This is a genomic window from Methanosarcina sp. (assembly GCF_035390745.1).
Lineage (GTDB): Archaea > Halobacteriota > Methanosarcinia > Methanosarcinales > Methanosarcinaceae > Methanosarcina.
This window is the reverse complement of sequence record NZ_DAOOUJ010000033.1, coordinates 1-14,823: the sequence shown is the minus strand read 5'-3', so window position 1 is coordinate 14,823 and position 14,823 is coordinate 1. Positions and strand designations below refer to the sequence as shown.

The following is a 14,823-nucleotide window of genomic DNA, read 5'->3' as shown; positions in this document are numbered from 1 at the left end:
ATGCGTAAACAAAATTTGATTTTTAAATAAATTATAATTTAGATCTTAAATAAAGAGTGGGGATAAAATATGAAGATCAGAGTGGTTAGTTCACGGGAGGAAATTCCTACCCTGAATCCTAATGAGAAGGTTATCCACCTTGCTTTCAGACCGTCTAACAAGGATGTATTCATGCTCGCTGAAACCTGTCCTAAAATAGAAGCCATACAGCTTCCTAAATCTTACAGAAGGACTGTTTCAAAGTCAATAGAGATGTTCCTGGAAATGCAGAAGATAAATCTTCTGGAAGGGGACGTATGGGGCCACCGAAAGGACATAAACGAATACTACAATGTTTCCCAGAATGTCCTTGAGAAGATTCAGGAATTAAAAGCTGATAGGTTCTCAAATGAAATGATTGCTGAAAAGCTTTCAAGAGAAAGCAAGCTTAATTCGGATATGATTCTCTATATCCTTAGCAGAAAAGGTATCGAACTGCCCTGAAGCATAAATTTGTGCTTTTTCTTTACTTTCTGGTACAGGTCACTATTTTCTGGCCTTTAATGGATTATTTTCAGAGTGGACAGCCAGCTTTTTAAGACCCGGTCTTAAAAAGTTTTTTCTATTTTGGAACTTTATTTTCGTTCATCTGTTGATATTACTGGAATGTATTTAATACTTCTTTTTTATATTTGTTATTTAATTCTAATAAACTCAGTTAAGTTTTAATCTCTATGATGTTTTTTTCGTTTAATCTTTTTCAATATTGCTTTTATGCCTTTCTTTTTTTCAACTGCCTTTCTGCTGTTCGAACAAACCATTCATGAAAACATAGAAAAATATTTAAATATTGCAGTATAATAAACTTTATTCAGTATTTAACTTAATTTAGGGTCTGGGGAATAGTATGAAAATAAGAGTTGTAAGTTCGAGAGATGAAATTCTCTCCTTAAACCCGAACGAAAAGGTGATTCATCTTGCGTTCAGGCCTTCAAATAAAGATATTTTTCTGCTTGTTGAAACATGTCCTAAACTCGAAATCGTCCAGCTTCCTAACTCATATCAGCGGACCATTTCGAGGTCCATGAAGATGTTTTTAGAAATGCAGAAAATTCAACTGCTTGAAGGAGATGTCTGGGGACACAGAAAAGATATAAATGAATATTATACAGTTCCTTCTTCAGTAATGAATAAAATCAGAAACATGAAAGTAGAAGGAATCCCCAACGACAAAATTGCAGAGAAAATGACCAGAGAAAGCAAACTTAACCAGAAGATGATACTTTATATACTGAACAAAAAACCTCTTGAGTTATAAAAAATTCTCTTTAAGCTAGTTCTTTAAACTAGTAAAATATGGAGATGCCTGAAGGCATCTCTGTTCTATACCTTTAATTTATATGTTTTGGCCTGAAAACTCAGCTTTTATTCCTGCTTATGTATCTCAGGCTTTATTTTTTCACATTTTTGAGTTTAACAAATACTTTTCATTCCTGCAAATCAGTCAAGTTCTCCACTGAAATATTTGTCATAGGAGGCCATGTCAAAGTGCCCGTGCCCGCTGAGGTTGAAGAGAATAACTTTTTCTTCCCCTGCTTTTTTGGCTGCAAGGGCTTCATCAATTGCGCAGCGGATGGCATGGGATGATTCGGGTGCAGGGACTATTCCTTCTGTCCTGGCAAACTGGACAGCTGCATCAAAGACAGCTTTCTGGTCATATGAAACCGCTTCCATGAGCCCTTCGGCACAGAGTTTGCTTATGATAGGAGAGTCGCCATGATATCGAAGCCCTCCGGCATGGATAGCAGGCGGTATATGCTTGTGCCCGAGGGTGTACATCTTGAGAAGAGGCGTCATCTCGGCAGTGTCACCGAAATCGTACTTATATTCCCCTTTTGTCAGGGTGGGGCAGGCTGAGGGTTCGACTGCGACCACTCTTGCACTGTGCTTTCCTTCGAGCCTGTCTTTAATAAACTCAAGCCCGATTCCTCCGAGGTTGCTTCCTCCTCCACAGCACCCTATAACCACATCAGGATACTCTTCCACCTGCTCAAGCTGTTTCTTACATTCAGACCCTATAACGGTCTGGTGAAGCACAACGTGGTTAAGAACGCTTCCAAGAGTGTATTTTGTATTCTCGTGGGTTACTGCATCCTCAACGGCTTCACTTATTGCAATCCCCAGGCTTCCCGGGGTGTCAGGCTGCTCCTCCAGTATCTTTCTTCCAAACTCCGTATCCGGGCTTGGAGATGGGACAACATTCCCTCCCCAGAGGGTCATGAGGGATTTTCTGTAAGGCTTCTGATAATAACTGGAGCGGACCATATAGACCTTGCATTCGAGATCAAAATAGTTGCAGGCGAGAGAGAGCGCACTTCCCCACTGCCCTGCCCCGGTTTCAGTTGTGAGTCTTTCTGTGCCTTCTTTCATATTATAATATGCCTGGGCAATTGATGTATTTGTTTTGTGGCTGCCTGCAGGGCTGACTCCTTCATATTTATAATATATCTTTGCAGGGGTCTTGAGGACCTTTTCCAGCTGGTGGGCTCTGAAGAGCGGGCTCGGTCTCCAGAGCCTGTAAACCTCAAGCACTTCCTCGGGGATATTGATGTACCTGTCACTGCTCATCTCCTGCTTTATCAGTTCCTTTGCAAAAACAGGCTCAAGGGCATCCGGGCTTATAGGCTGCCAGGTTCTCGGGTCCAGAGGCGGGTCAATTGGAGACGGAAGGTCAGCCAGTACATTGTACCATTTCTTCGGCATCTCATTTTCGTCAAGGATAATCTTTGTCTGCTCCATGAAAATCTCCTACACATCGTTTCTGTACAAAATCGCACTTTGATGTATTTAAGAGTTATCTGTTTCTCATCTATGATCTACAAAGCCCACCGTTATACTTTATAAAAATGAAATGAGTTGTTGAAACTGGAAATTATGGACTAAATAGAGCAGAACAGAGAAAATAATAAAAGAGTATAAGGGAAGAATTGTCAATTTTTTTGACTTTTACGCACGCCTTCTGGCAAGCTCCACTGCAATTTTTGCCAGCTCTGAAGCACTTCTGCCGAGAAGTCTTACCATAGGTTCTTTTCCTATTCCTCCTTTATCATAGATTACTTCAGGCACTCCTCCATACTTTTTGACTGCCTCCGAAGTCCCCCAGTCCATGGTGCTGACGTTTTCAGGCTCTTCGGTCCTGTCAAAAGAAGAGATTCCAAGCCCCAGCTCTTTGCAGGATTCAAGAATTTCTTCAGAATATTTTACATTAATAGCAGCTTTAATATCAGTCTTCGCACGAAGCGCTGCAAGAATAATCCCTGCTACGTGTCTGCTTGCTCCAAAATTAATGCACCCCACAGGATATGCCTTTCCTCTGTGCCTGACTATCCTGCCCTCCACAGCCGCTATATCCTCATAAGTTCTGGCTCCTGGAATTGCCATTCCTATGTTGCAGCCAACCTCGGGGATGAGTTTTGCAAATTCAGGGCTGTCTTCAAGGATTGAAACTGCTTCTTTTACATCCTGCAGAGCAAGATACCGGTCTTTTTCTTCAATGGTTCTTCCAAGAGGATTTACAGGGCCCACTCCATTTCCCACCGGTACGCTCCTCACGATTGCCTGCTCTACAAATAATTTTGCCTTTTTTGCAGCAGTTTCCAGATTGTCACCCCAGGCAAGGCAGGAAGCTATTGATGCAGAATAAGTGCATCCTGAACCATGTGTTCCTCCTTTGACAAAAGTTCCCGGAACGCGGGTAAATTTACCGGAGCCTGATTCATAGATGAGGTCGGTTGCGTCTATATGCCCTCCTGTAACAATTACGGATTCTACTCCAAGGTCTGCAATTTTCCTTGCCGCAAGTTTTGCATCTTCATGGGTTTTGACAGGGATTCCTGCAAGTGCGCCTGCTTCTGAGGCATTTGGAGTTGTAACCTTACAGATAGGCAGCAGTTCTTCAATAAGTACTGAAAGGGCTTCTTTTCGCAGGAGGTTACCTCCGGCTTCAGCAGCCATGACAGGGTCAAGCACGAGGGAAAGACTGTGTTTTTTTACCTGCTTTGCAACCTCTTTTACTATCTCTGAAGAGGCAAGCATTCCGCTCTTTGCCCATTTAACATCCATATCCATACAGACAGCTTCGATCTGGTCTGCAACAGCTTCAGGGGCAAGGTCAAATGTATTAAGGACCCCTGTGGTATTCTGGGCAGTTACTGAGGTGATAGAGCAGGTTCCGTGGACTCCAAATGCTGCAAAGGTTTTAAGGTCAGCAGCAATTCCTGCTCCTCCTCCTGAATCCGAACCTGCAATAGTCATCACAACAGGGGTTTTGAGCACCGGGGTCTTTTCTGTCATTGTATCCTCTTTTTGATTTTTCATTTTTTGTTTTATCCTGGATTATCTATGTTTCATAAAGATTATCATGTATTTGGCTTTTGAAGAAACTGATTTCCAGCAATCTGAATTCTAGAGATATTCTATTCTCCAAATATTTTTTAAAACACTGCTTTTTGAAGGGATTATTTATTGAAAATTTTTAGAAGTACTTCTTTAGTCCTGATGAAAATATTTCGGCAACATTTTATTTTCCTTCAAAAGACATTTTCTTATATTTTGCGTCCATTTATATGCTGGAGATTAAAACGGAGGCAGTTCTTCGATACATTTATATATTGTATTTACGAGTTTGATGCAAATAATCAAATTCTTAAGCGCGGCGATCAGTTTAAGTCTGGATTAACTATTTATATTGATATAGATAATGACTTGATTTATAATGTTTTAAGGGGATTGTAAGGATGGCAAACCGACCTCTGGATATTTTGAACAACGCACTGGACACACCCGTTATTGTTAGATTGAAAGGCGCACGTGAGTTTAGGGGCGAGCTGAAAGGATACGATATTCACATGAATCTCGTGCTTGACAATGCTGAAGAATTAAGAGAAGGAGAAGTCGTAAGTAAATTCAGCAGTGTCGTTATTCGCGGTGACAACGTCGTATACGTATCTCCGTAATCTATATCAAGCACTTCGTCTATTATCGTTACCCTCGGTGAGCAGTAAGACCTGTATGACTGAGATGAATTCAGAAAAACGAAATCGCTTCGAATTACCGAATATTACATGCTAGATTGATTTTTATCAGGAGATTTAGGAATGAGTAAAGGTACGGCATCAATGGGAAAAAGGCAGAAGCGCACCCACGCCAAATGCAGGCGCTGCGGCAGCGTTTCATTCAACGTGCATACAAAACAGTGTACTTCATGTGGCTTTGGAAAGACATCCCGCATGAGAACATACAAGTGGCAGGCAAAGTGCAAATACTAAACCTGCCTGTTCAATTTTCTCTACTTTTTACCTGCACCGGAGGTCAAAATTGAAAGAAGAATGCGGGGTTGCAGGAATAATCCTCCCTGGCGACAGGCCCAAGTCTAATGCTGTCGCATTCAAGCTTTACTATGCCCTTTATGCCCTCCAGCACAGAGGACAGGAATCAACAGGTATAATGGTGCACAATGGCACAAACCCGCTCTCTATCAAAGGGATGGGGCTTGTACCTGATGTATACAACAAGGATTCTCTCGGGCGTCTGATCGGGAACGCAGGAGTCGGGCATGTCCGTTACTCCACGACTGGCGGTTCAAAAATTGAAAACTGTCAGCCTTTTATTCTGAACTTCAAGGGCGGGACAGTTGCCATTGCCCATAACGGGAACCTTGTTAATGCCCGAGTACTCAAAGACGAGCTGGAAAACGAAGGCAGGATTTTTATCAGTGATTCCGATACCGAGGTTATAGGCCATCTGCTTGTGAAAGAACTGATAAAGCACGATCCAATCGAGTCTATCAGGAATGTAATGCGCAAGCTTGTTGGCTCTTACTCCCTTGTCATTTTCATCAATGGCGCAATCTACGCTGTCAGAGATCCTTTCGGGTTCAAACCTCTCTGTTTTGGAGAAGTTGACGGTGGATATGGAGTTTTTTCCGAAAGCGTAGCCATCGATACCCTGAACGGCACCCTTATAAGGGACGTCAAACCGGGCGAGGTTATGGTCTTTACAGGCTCAGGTTTTGAAAGCCACCAGCTTACAAACGAGCCCCATCCGGCACACTGTGTTTTCGAGTTCATCTACTTTGCGAGGCCAGACTCCGTTATAGACGGCAAGCTGGTCTACGCGGTCAGGGAAAGAATCGGAAGGGAACTTGCCCGCGAACACCATGTAGACGCAGATATTGTTTCTCCTGTCCCTGACTCGGGAATCACGTCTGCAATCGGCTATGCAAGGGAATCCGGTACCATGTACCTGGAAGGGCTTATGAAGAACCGCTATATAGGGCGTACCTTTATTCTTCCTGGTCAGGACCTGCGTGAAACTGCAGTCAGGCTTAAAATGAACGCCATTCAGGAAAACGTCAAAGGCAAGCGTGTGGTTCTTGTAGACGACAGCATTGTCCGGGGCACAACCTCCAGACGTATCATAGATATGGTCAGGAAAGCGGGTGCATCTGAAGTCCATGCAAGAGTTGGAAGCCCGGCAATTATTGCTCCCTGTTATCTAGGAATCGATATGGCAACCAGGCAGGAACTTATCGCCTCGTACAAGACTATAAAAGAGGTTGAAGGGCTCATAAGCGCTGATTCTCTCGGGTATCTCAGCATTGACGGGCTCATGAGGGCTCTTGAGTGTGATAAGAACGATATGTGCATCGGCTGCCTTACAGGCGAGTATCCTGTAGAAATTCCGGGCGAGAAATGCAGAAAAAAACAGACTCGTCTGGATGATTTCAGTAAGACTAAAAGATCTTCTCAGGGAGTCTCTTCAGACAGCCTTTAAGGACTTCCTTCTTACTTTTCTCACTTTTTACCTCTTTATTTTCTTTTTTACTTCTTTTTTCCGCAGTTTTCCGGTCTTCTGCCCTTATTCTGTCTTTAATATCGTTAAATTTACTGTTCTGTGCCTCGGGCCGTCCATCTCTGCAAAAAAAATACTCTGCCATGTGCCAAGTTCCAGTTTTCCCTGTACAACCGGCAGGGCTTCACTTGATCCTAGCAGTACGGCTTTGAGGTGCGAATCAGCGTTATTGTCTATTCTGTCGTGCCTGTACCCGGCTCCTGGAGGCACAAGCCTGTTCAGCAAATTCAGGATATCTTCTCTGAGCCCGTTTTCATTTTCATTGACTATTATTCCCGCAGTCGTATGCCTGGTGCTGATAATGCATGCGCCTTCCTGTATCCCGCTTATTCTTACCTCTTCCTGCACCTCTGGGGTGATATCTATCAGCTCTATGCGCTTTGATGTCTCTATATTTAGCTTCAAGCCCTTCCCTCCTAATTTTGTTTTCTCTGCTGTATTTTTTCCTGAAAGCTTTTTGAGTTAATATTATCTCTTTGCTTCAAATCTTTTTGTCTCTTCTGTCTCTTTTTATTTAACCTGCTTTCGGCAGGTAAACATATAGCTAAATAGGCTTACGCATTTTCTTTCCTTGCGACAAATGCATAAGTCCTGCTATACTGGAACATCAGAAATCATACAGGCAAAGTATTACTGAGATACCTTTTGAAGAGTAAATATTGGAAGAGTAAAAGGGCTTGCAGCCTGATGAGCCAGAAGCCAGTAACTCTCCATTAATTATTATTTTGTTTTCTGAGGTTCAGGAGCTGCCAGTACAGCAGATGGAGTATTTTAATTCACCCGATTCCTTTTTCATGCTCAGCTGTCTTTCATCCAGTTATATATAAGTGCCCACAGCTCAGGAGAGTTGTAATCAATCAACAGACTGGCATGCCCCTGGTCATTCCATTTCATGGAAGTAACCCTGCTGTTTGTTTTGCCAGCCTCATTTTCATACCACCAGGACCCGTAATCGCCAAATCCTCCTCCGAGTCCGACATAAAGAACCTGAGAGTCTACTTTTGAAGGATCTATTTCATATCCTTCCACATTACCCATCAGACCAGCCATATATTGATCCATATACTTCGGCGTGAAGGGGATAGATCCCCCTGTCAAGGTGAGATTGAGTAACTGGCTTTCGTTAACATAATAAAGGCCGTTGAGATCTCCGCTCCAGTAGTGATAGTCTGGAGTATACGGATATAAGGAAAGGCTGTATGTCTGGCTGGCCATGAGCCTGAATACCTGAATATTTGTGAGCTCAGGCACAATAGGAGAAACTCCATCCGGATCTGCATATGCCAGGCCGGCTACCTGCATCATAACTGCCATTCCGGTACCGTGATATATTCCGTTTCTTATCAACTGCCAGCTAAATTGCCATTCCTTAAGTCTATATTTTTTGTCAGTATTCCCAGCAGCACACAGGAAAAGCCTGGAGATGTACAAAAAATATTATCCTGTTTCTAAAAAAACACTATCAGATGGCTGAATTCACATAGGTGGGCTGCAATGTCAGCCGAAAGTGAATTAAACCATAGGCTCAATAACCCCAGACGTACTTATTGGAGAAAAATAGTTCCTGGTGAGACCAACAGTCAAAATTTTGAAAAATATATCTGGCAAAAAAATTCTGCGGGTAATACCCCTGGAAAGAGGTGTAGAGTATGAAAAAACATCTTTCGATATTATTAATTTCGGTCCTTGTTTTTGGGGCTGTACTCCCGTGCGCTATTGCAGGGGCGAAGGCAAATTCATCAGGAGACAATTCGACTATTGAAGATGAAATTACCGTTGTTGATGTTTCTGATGACACTAACGACGATTCTGTCGAAAAAGAAGATACTATTGTTGCAGATGATTCGGTTGTAGTTGATACTACAGTAATATCAACAGATAACGATGTTACAAATATATCAACAGATCATGATACATACATAACTTCGGATGATGACACCGTTATAAATGATTCGTCACAGACCAATATCCAGTATGTAGAAACAACAAAAGTAAACATAGATAACAGCCAGACTGTAACTGTTGATGTTAAGAATGACAATTCAGTTGTCAACAATATATATTTTGAATCAACAACAGGCTCAGGCGAGGCAAAAGTTGTTATCGAAGATCTGAAAGATGATACATCTTTAGTTGAGAAACCAGCAGGTGATATTTACAAGTCATTCAATATATGGATTGACAGTGACAATGTAAATGATATTGAAGACGCAGCTGTTGATTTCAAAGTTGAAAAGACATGGCTTGAAGCAAATGGTCTTGATTCTTCAGCAATTGTCCTGAATATGTATGATGATGGTAAATGGGTAGAAGTACCAATCACTATAACAGGTGAAGATTCTCAGTATATCTATTTCACAGCTGAAGTATCAGAATATTCTACATTTGCAATTACAAGCAAAACAATAACTGTAGATAAAGTCCTTAAACAGTCAAACGTAACTGAAAATAACAGTTCTGAAGAAGAAACAAATGAGATAACAAAAAGTGATATAATACATATACTTGAAATGATTCTCGCATATCTTAAGGGAAACTAATTTCCCTTATTTTTTGTGAGGCAGCAGCGTAAATATAAAAAAATAAGCTTTGAGATTACAAACTGTGTACGGAATGAACTGATCGAGTATAAGGTAATGTTTCCGGAGTCCATTATCTGTTCTGGTGGTTCATTTTCCATAAAGCCTTCCAATGGGGGAAGTGTTTTTACTGCCACGCTTTCTTTTCGGTTTGGCGGTTTAGTTTCAATGCATGCTAAAAAGAGAGCTGCGGCTGTCAGGCTGCATATGAAAGAAGAAGGGAAAAATCTGAAGGCATTGCTGGAAGGAAAGGGTAAAAAATGCTATTTAAGAGAGTTATTCATAAAAAGGAAACATAATTGTCATCGATTCTGTCATAAAGTTTTTTCAAATCCCTTTTCAGTTTGCATACTTCTTTCTCCCAATCTTTTTTATTAAATTCAGAACAGGGTGCGATCTTAAGGGCAGCCATCCTGGCATAGTTATGAGATATTTTACGGTTGCTCCACGAGAGACCGAAAGCCTTATCGGTTTTTTTGATTCTGTATTTTTCATGGATCAGAAATTCGTATATTTCTGAAACCATATCCGGCTTTTCTCCGGAGCTTTCTGGAAGGTCCATGGAAAGGGCAGCCAGATTCCGGAGGCTGGACTTGACACTGAAGCTTTCAGGGCAGATTTTACCGGAATTTGCAAACTCAAGCATCTCCAGGAATTCAAGGAAAATATCCGTCTTCCTGAAACCTGAAGGCAGAGTTTTTCCCAGAAAGATAAAGACATGTATACATTCGTGAAAGAGGATTTTAGCAATTAGAAATTCGATCCTTTCCTGGATGCTCCACAACCTTTTGACCAGTTCCTTATCCCACAGTTCGTGAGGATTTACCAGGATAAGGGATCTGTAGATTGTTTTCTTATTTTTTCTGGAAAATCTCTTCTTCGGTTCAAAAGCCAGGCCCTGAAGCTTTCCAAAAAACTGTATCCTGACTGCCAGTTCCAAGCAGTACTCCCATTCTCCAGAGCGCACACTTTTTACCCTGTAATATTTTCCGTCAAAGTGCACCTTTTTAATCAGCCGGTAAAGGTCCTCACTGTGTTCTTTAATAAGGGCTTTTATTACGGGCTCCCGATAAATATTAAGGTTAAGCTGAAGAATCCCTGGAGAAAAAAACAGATAGCAGGGAGCAGGAAACGAAACAGGAGCAAGTGCAGGGACAAGATACGAGGACGGTGAAGTTGAAGAGGGCAATTTTTCCTGCATATCATGTACTTGCAAACTGGCTTTTTTCTGAGGATAAGCCATTTTTGCTCCTGTTCCCTGAGTTTTCTATTTCATTGAGCCACCCCTTGCAATTGACCCCGTTTTCCCCATACTACTAATTCAATATGTAATACTATACTCCTGTATAATTTTAACATATAATATTAAGATTACATAGATAAATACTTTTTCATACAAAAAAGAATTTTAGTATTACTAGGGGTAAAGAATGTAAACAATGTATTCTTCGAAATAACGGTTCATCGATCATTTAATAGGAAGAAGTTATTCAGCTTCTTTTCCCTGTGACACAATGGATTATGGGCAGACTGTCAGTTAAATAAGCTCTCTCTTTTACCTGAGACTGCCTTTAATTAAAGCATGTCTATAATGCCTCTACCCTCCTGTCCGGCAGCTGCGAAAAAAGAGAAATACGCAAAAAAACATGAAAAAAATAAAAAAAGATGGAGAGAATTATATAATCATTTTTCTTATAAACTCTGCTTCAGCTTTTAAGTAAATAGCCTGATCATTATTTATCCTGTTAATCTCTTTCATCTTGTCAACAAAAAGATTGAATTTATCAAGTCTTTCCCTGGCTTCCTTATCACATCCATTTTCAAGGAGCACGAATACGCAGTTGATCTGTGCATTGAGAGCATGCTTGATGCAGTCATCCACATCTGAGATATCTACAAAAGTAGATACAACCGAATATCCGGCATCTATCCATGCCTGGATGCCACCCTTCATGTTATAGACAGTGTATCCATTATTTGCAAGATATTGGCTGGCATTCTCGCTTCGGCTTCCACTCAAGCAGTAAACAAGTACCTTTTTGTCATTTGTGATCCCGCTTTCTTTTACTTTAGTCAGGAAATCGCCCTCAGAAAAATATTTTGGAGTGCCAAGATTCTTTACAGGTACCAGTACTGCCCCATTAAGATGAGCTGCATTGAACTCTTTCTCAACGCGAACATCTATTACAACTACCTCGTTATTTTTGAGCATCTGCTTTGCAGTACTGGCACTTATATTTGTATATGCATTATTTGTATATGCATTACTCTCTGCTGCCGCAATTCCCGGTAAGATTATGAGAAGCGTTATAAGAACCGCAGCAAAAAACAATAAACACTTTTTATTCAATTATATTCCTCCACTTTCGCCAATTTATCCCTACTTAAAACCCAGATTATCGGGATAATTCCTCAAACTTATTAACCATTATTAAAATCCGCTTTCAGAATCAGTACCCGGAAGTGGCAGCTATTTGTTTTATATAGAAATTTTACAAATATCCTTAATGCATGCCGAATTGTATGATTAGCTGGTACAAAAAAGCAAGAACCCTGAATCTGGAATTTAATAATTATTTACTGTAATTACTTCAGATATATATCATAGTAGGAATATTTAATACCTATAATAATCATTTTTTATATATTCTCTAACTTATTTTTTCATTATAGCGGTTTCCCTATGTATTGTCAGTTAAAGTGAGCCTTTTATCTCAAACTCAAAAAATTACTGTTAAACTCACGGCAAAAATTAGATTTCCTTTATCAAATTTAATTTCTCAATTATGGTAAACGCAGCAGAAAAGAAAAAATATGAGATTTCAGTCAGGTTTCCCGGATATATCAATCCGTTAACTGCAAATTACTGGAAGAAAAAAGAATAGGCAGAAAATGGAAGGGAATTTCGATCTGAGATTACATCTCAAACCTTGTCATAACCCCATGAAGCTCTTCAGGAGGGAGCCTGTAGAACTGGACAAAAGAAGGGGAAAGCTTCTTTATAACTGAAAAAATTTTCCATATCAGGTTGTTAGTAAATATATCTTCTATTCCATAAAAAATTGTTTTTTCAGTAATGCCATTGTCTTTTAGAATTTGTTCTACATCAATAATTTCCATATAGCCCATCTTTATTTCAAATAACCTCAGTCCTTTTGCCAGTTCTTTCTTGAACGAACTTTCTACTCCAAAAGGGCTGTCAGACTTGATAATTGAAATAAAGATATTGTTTTCATAAATAATATTATTTTTAAACATTACATGAGAAATGTATTGAGGAATTCTGGTTACATCTCGTGCAAAAAAAAGAGCAGTTCCACTAATTTTATTTTGAGTAGCATATACATGGTTATACTTTTCAAGGAAATTCTCAGTCTTCATTAGCTTCATTAATTCATAGAGTCTCTCCTGTCCGGCAGTATAAATCACAATCAGAGAAAAGACAAAAGCTGCTATGATTACAGACCAGTAACCTCCATGGGGTATCTTATAGGTATTTGAAAGAAGGAATACTACGTCAACAAATGTTATAAATAGCGAAATAATGGCTTTTGGGATCTGTTTTCTGTGATAAAATATCGAAGTCATCAGCAAGCCCGTAATCGTCATGGTTCCGGTAACTGCCAGCCCATACGCAGCCGCAAGCCTGCTCGATTCTTTAAATATAAATATCATATATAGTACGGAGATCAGGAGCATCCAGTTTACTGTACTTATATATATCTGTGACTTCATTTCTCCGGATGTGTAATCAATTTTTAACATCGGCATTATCCTTGTCGTAATTCCCTGATAAACTATTGAAAATACGCCGCTAATCATAGCCTGTGAGGCAATAATCGTTGCTACGATGCTCAGAATAAGGAATGGAATATATACAATATGCACCTGATGATTTATCATTTCGAACAAAACGTTTCTTGCTTCGGGGTTTCGAATAACGAATGCTCCCTGTCCCAGGTAATTAAAAACTAAAGCAAAAAATACCAGTCTCCAGGCTTTTAAAATTGGCTCTCTTCCCAGATGACCCATATCGGCATATAATGCCTCTCCGCCCGTACAACAAAGGGTAACTTCAGATAACACAAAAAAGCCTACAATTCCATTATTTGATAGAAAGTCAATGGCATAATACGGATTTATAGCCTTTAATACACCTGGTGTATAAATTATTGAGAAAATACCTGAGACTGCAAGGGTTAAAAACCAGACAACCATTATTGGTCCAAATGCCCATGCAATTTTTTCAGACCCCCTTTTCTGGACAGAAAAAAGAACTATAGCAATCAGACTGGCAATTAACATTAGAGTGCCCTGTCCTGTAGTCTCAAATCCAGATATAATCCGAATTCCTTCAACAGCACTCAGTATGCTTATTGCAGGTGTAATTACACCGTCTCCGATAAGGAACGAAGTCCCTACATAGGCCAGTAACGTAATAAAAGACACACTTCTTCCTGATTTCAGAAGGGGAAGCAGAATCTCTTTTAAGACGATCGTTCCTCCTTCACCTTTTTTACCCAGGCTCATGGCAAGCCAGGCGTATTCCATAGTTACGAGTATGATTAATGTCCAGATGATTAATGATAAAACTCCTATTACATGAGCCTCTGTGGGTCTTGTAAGGAGAAATATGACTGTTAAAGTGTAAATTGGGCTTGTTCCTATATCTCCAAAAACAAGTCCCATAGAATTTACAATTCCCCTTAATTCAGCTTTGGAAAACACGATGTATCACCTATTTTTTCGGGAATCTACAGGATAAAATGAAATCTGAGACGAAAAATATTATGACTCAAATTAATACACGATAAACTTTGATTTTTCTGTCCTGAATGGGAAAAAAGAAAGTGGAATTTTACTGAACTTTTGACTTTCAAATTTACTGTTTTCATATAGATTTCGTCTCTTTTTTAGCCAATAAGCTAACAGTAAACTACGAATTAATAAAATATAGGTCGGAGAATTACTTTTTCATATATAAAGATCGCGTTCATCTCGATAGATATTGAGATTTCACATCTCAAACCTCGTCATGACTCCATGAAGCTCATCCATAGGAAGCCTGTAGAACTGGACAACAGAAGGGGAATTTCTTTTAATAAAGGAAAAAACTTTCCATATTAAATTCTCGGTAAATATGTCTTCTATGCCGTAAAAGATAGTTTTTTCCGTAAATGCCTTTTTCTTTCAGAATTTCTGCAACATCAATAACTTCCATATAACCTGCTCTTATCTCAAAAACCTGTAATCCTTTTACCGGGCCCTTCTGTAAAAGAACTTTCCACACCTAAAGGGGTGTCAAGCCTGACAATTGAAATAAAGATATTATTTTCATAAATAATATTATTTT

At 39.9% G+C, this 14,823-nt stretch carries 14 protein-coding genes; 6 read left to right on the top strand and 8 right to left on the bottom strand.

The features are described 5' to 3' along the window. Positions 1 to 69: 69 nt before the first annotated feature. Together PLL47_RS09025 and PLL47_RS09020 are read left to right on the top strand one after the other, a co-directional pair. Positions 70 to 483: a DUF1699 family protein gene (locus PLL47_RS09025; protein ID WP_324445865.1), complete on the top strand. Its 414-nt coding sequence runs from the start codon at positions 70 to 72 to the stop codon at positions 481 to 483. Positions 484 to 886: 403 nt separating this feature from the next. Beyond that, positions 887 to 1,297, top strand: coding sequence for a DUF1699 family protein (locus PLL47_RS09020; RefSeq protein WP_324445864.1), 411 nt, complete (start codon positions 887 to 889; stop codon positions 1,295 to 1,297). A 182-nt stretch (positions 1,298 to 1,479) separates the two neighbouring features. On the opposite strand, the gene PLL47_RS09015 is transcribed toward PLL47_RS09020, so the two are convergent. Together PLL47_RS09015 and thiD are read right to left on the bottom strand one after the other, a co-directional pair. Further along, positions 1,480 to 2,778, bottom strand: a complete 1,299-nt coding sequence (locus PLL47_RS09015) for a TrpB-like pyridoxal phosphate-dependent enzyme (protein WP_324445863.1) — start codon at positions 2,776 to 2,778, stop codon at positions 1,480 to 1,482. A gap of 207 nt (positions 2,779 to 2,985) precedes the next feature. Further along, the gene (gene thiD / locus PLL47_RS09010; RefSeq protein ID WP_324445862.1) at positions 2,986 to 4,332 is read right to left on the bottom strand and encodes a bifunctional hydroxymethylpyrimidine kinase/phosphomethylpyrimidine kinase; all 1,347 of its coding nucleotides are present in this window, start codon (positions 4,330 to 4,332) and stop codon (positions 2,986 to 2,988) included. A 443-nt stretch (positions 4,333 to 4,775) separates the two neighbouring features. Between thiD and PLL47_RS09005 the strand changes: the two genes are divergently transcribed. The 3 genes from PLL47_RS09005 (at position 4,776) to purF (ending at position 6,813) form a co-directional block, all read left to right on the top strand. Beyond that, a complete protein-coding gene (locus tag PLL47_RS09005) occupies positions 4,776 to 4,994 on the top strand; it encodes an LSm family protein (RefSeq protein WP_011032293.1) in 219 nt (72 codons plus the stop codon). Positions 4,995 to 5,135: 141 nt separating this feature from the next. Further along, positions 5,136 to 5,306: a 50S ribosomal protein L37e gene (locus tag PLL47_RS09000; RefSeq protein ID WP_324445861.1), complete on the top strand. Its 171-nt coding sequence runs from the start codon at positions 5,136 to 5,138 to the stop codon at positions 5,304 to 5,306. Positions 5,307 to 5,355: 49 nt separating this feature from the next. Beyond that, complete coding sequence (gene purF, locus PLL47_RS08995; protein ID WP_324445860.1) at positions 5,356 to 6,813, top strand: amidophosphoribosyltransferase; 1,458 nt, start codon at positions 5,356 to 5,358, stop codon at positions 6,811 to 6,813. Positions 6,814 to 6,897: 84 nt separating this feature from the next. Here purF and PLL47_RS08990 read toward each other — a convergent pair whose 3' ends face one another. Together PLL47_RS08990 and PLL47_RS08985 are read right to left on the bottom strand one after the other, a co-directional pair. Beyond that, positions 6,898 to 7,296 (bottom strand): secondary thiamine-phosphate synthase enzyme YjbQ, encoded by a 399-nt coding sequence (locus tag PLL47_RS08990; protein WP_324445859.1) that lies wholly within the window; start codon positions 7,294 to 7,296, stop codon positions 6,898 to 6,900. 393 nt (positions 7,297 to 7,689) lie between these two features. After that, positions 7,690 to 8,238: a hypothetical protein gene (locus PLL47_RS08985; RefSeq protein WP_324445858.1), complete on the bottom strand. Its 549-nt coding sequence runs from the start codon at positions 8,236 to 8,238 to the stop codon at positions 7,690 to 7,692. Between the two features lie 302 nt (positions 8,239 to 8,540). Between PLL47_RS08985 and PLL47_RS08980 the strand changes: the two genes are divergently transcribed. Continuing rightward, on the top strand, positions 8,541 to 9,431 hold the full coding sequence (locus PLL47_RS08980) for a PGF-pre-PGF domain-containing protein (RefSeq protein ID WP_324445857.1): 891 nt from the start codon (positions 8,541 to 8,543) through the stop codon (positions 9,429 to 9,431). Between the two features lie 319 nt (positions 9,432 to 9,750). On the opposite strand, the gene PLL47_RS08975 is transcribed toward PLL47_RS08980, so the two are convergent. The 4 genes from PLL47_RS08975 to PLL47_RS14970 all read right to left on the bottom strand — a co-directional run bounded on the left by PLL47_RS08975 (position 9,751) and on the right by PLL47_RS14970 (position 14,594). Further along, positions 9,751 to 10,713, bottom strand: coding sequence for a hypothetical protein (locus PLL47_RS08975; protein ID WP_324445856.1), 963 nt, complete (start codon positions 10,711 to 10,713; stop codon positions 9,751 to 9,753). A gap of 432 nt (positions 10,714 to 11,145) precedes the next feature. After that, positions 11,146 to 11,820 carry a rhodanese-like domain-containing protein gene (locus PLL47_RS08970; RefSeq protein ID WP_324445855.1) on the bottom strand — a complete coding sequence of 225 codons (675 nt, stop codon included), beginning with the start codon at positions 11,818 to 11,820 and terminating at the stop codon, positions 11,146 to 11,148. A gap of 566 nt (positions 11,821 to 12,386) precedes the next feature. Then, complete coding sequence (locus PLL47_RS08965) at positions 12,387 to 14,198, bottom strand: KUP/HAK/KT family potassium transporter (RefSeq protein ID WP_324445854.1); 1,812 nt, start codon at positions 14,196 to 14,198, stop codon at positions 12,387 to 12,389. Between the two features lie 288 nt (positions 14,199 to 14,486). Beyond that, on the bottom strand, positions 14,487 to 14,594 hold the full coding sequence (locus PLL47_RS14970) for a KUP/HAK/KT family potassium transporter (protein WP_502883690.1): 108 nt from the start codon (positions 14,592 to 14,594) through the stop codon (positions 14,487 to 14,489). Between the last annotated feature and the right edge of the window lie 229 nt (positions 14,595 to 14,823).

What these genes read in the sequence shown, in the direction of transcription:
- PLL47_RS09025 (WP_324445865.1), top strand. Translation starts at nt 70, where the DNA reads ATGAAGATCAGAGTGGTTAGTTCACGGGAGGAAATTCCTACCCTGAAT.
- PLL47_RS09020 (WP_324445864.1), top strand. Translation starts at nt 887, where the DNA reads ATGAAAATAAGAGTTGTAAGTTCGAGAGATGAAATTCTCTCCTTAAAC.
- PLL47_RS09015 (WP_324445863.1), bottom strand. Translation starts at nt 2,778, where the DNA reads ATGGAGCAGACAAAGATTATCCTTGACGAAAATGAGATGCCGAAGAAA.
- thiD (WP_324445862.1), bottom strand. Translation starts at nt 4,332, where the DNA reads ATGACAGAAAAGACCCCGGTGCTCAAAACCCCTGTTGTGATGACTATT.
- PLL47_RS09005 (WP_011032293.1), top strand. Translation starts at nt 4,776, where the DNA reads ATGGCAAACCGACCTCTGGATATTTTGAACAACGCACTGGACACACCC.
- PLL47_RS09000 (WP_324445861.1), top strand. Translation starts at nt 5,136, where the DNA reads ATGAGTAAAGGTACGGCATCAATGGGAAAAAGGCAGAAGCGCACCCAC.
- PLL47_RS08980 (WP_324445857.1), top strand. Translation starts at nt 8,541, where the DNA reads ATGAAAAAACATCTTTCGATATTATTAATTTCGGTCCTTGTTTTTGGG.
- PLL47_RS08975 (WP_324445856.1), bottom strand. Translation starts at nt 10,713, where the DNA reads ATGGCTTATCCTCAGAAAAAAGCCAGTTTGCAAGTACATGATATGCAG.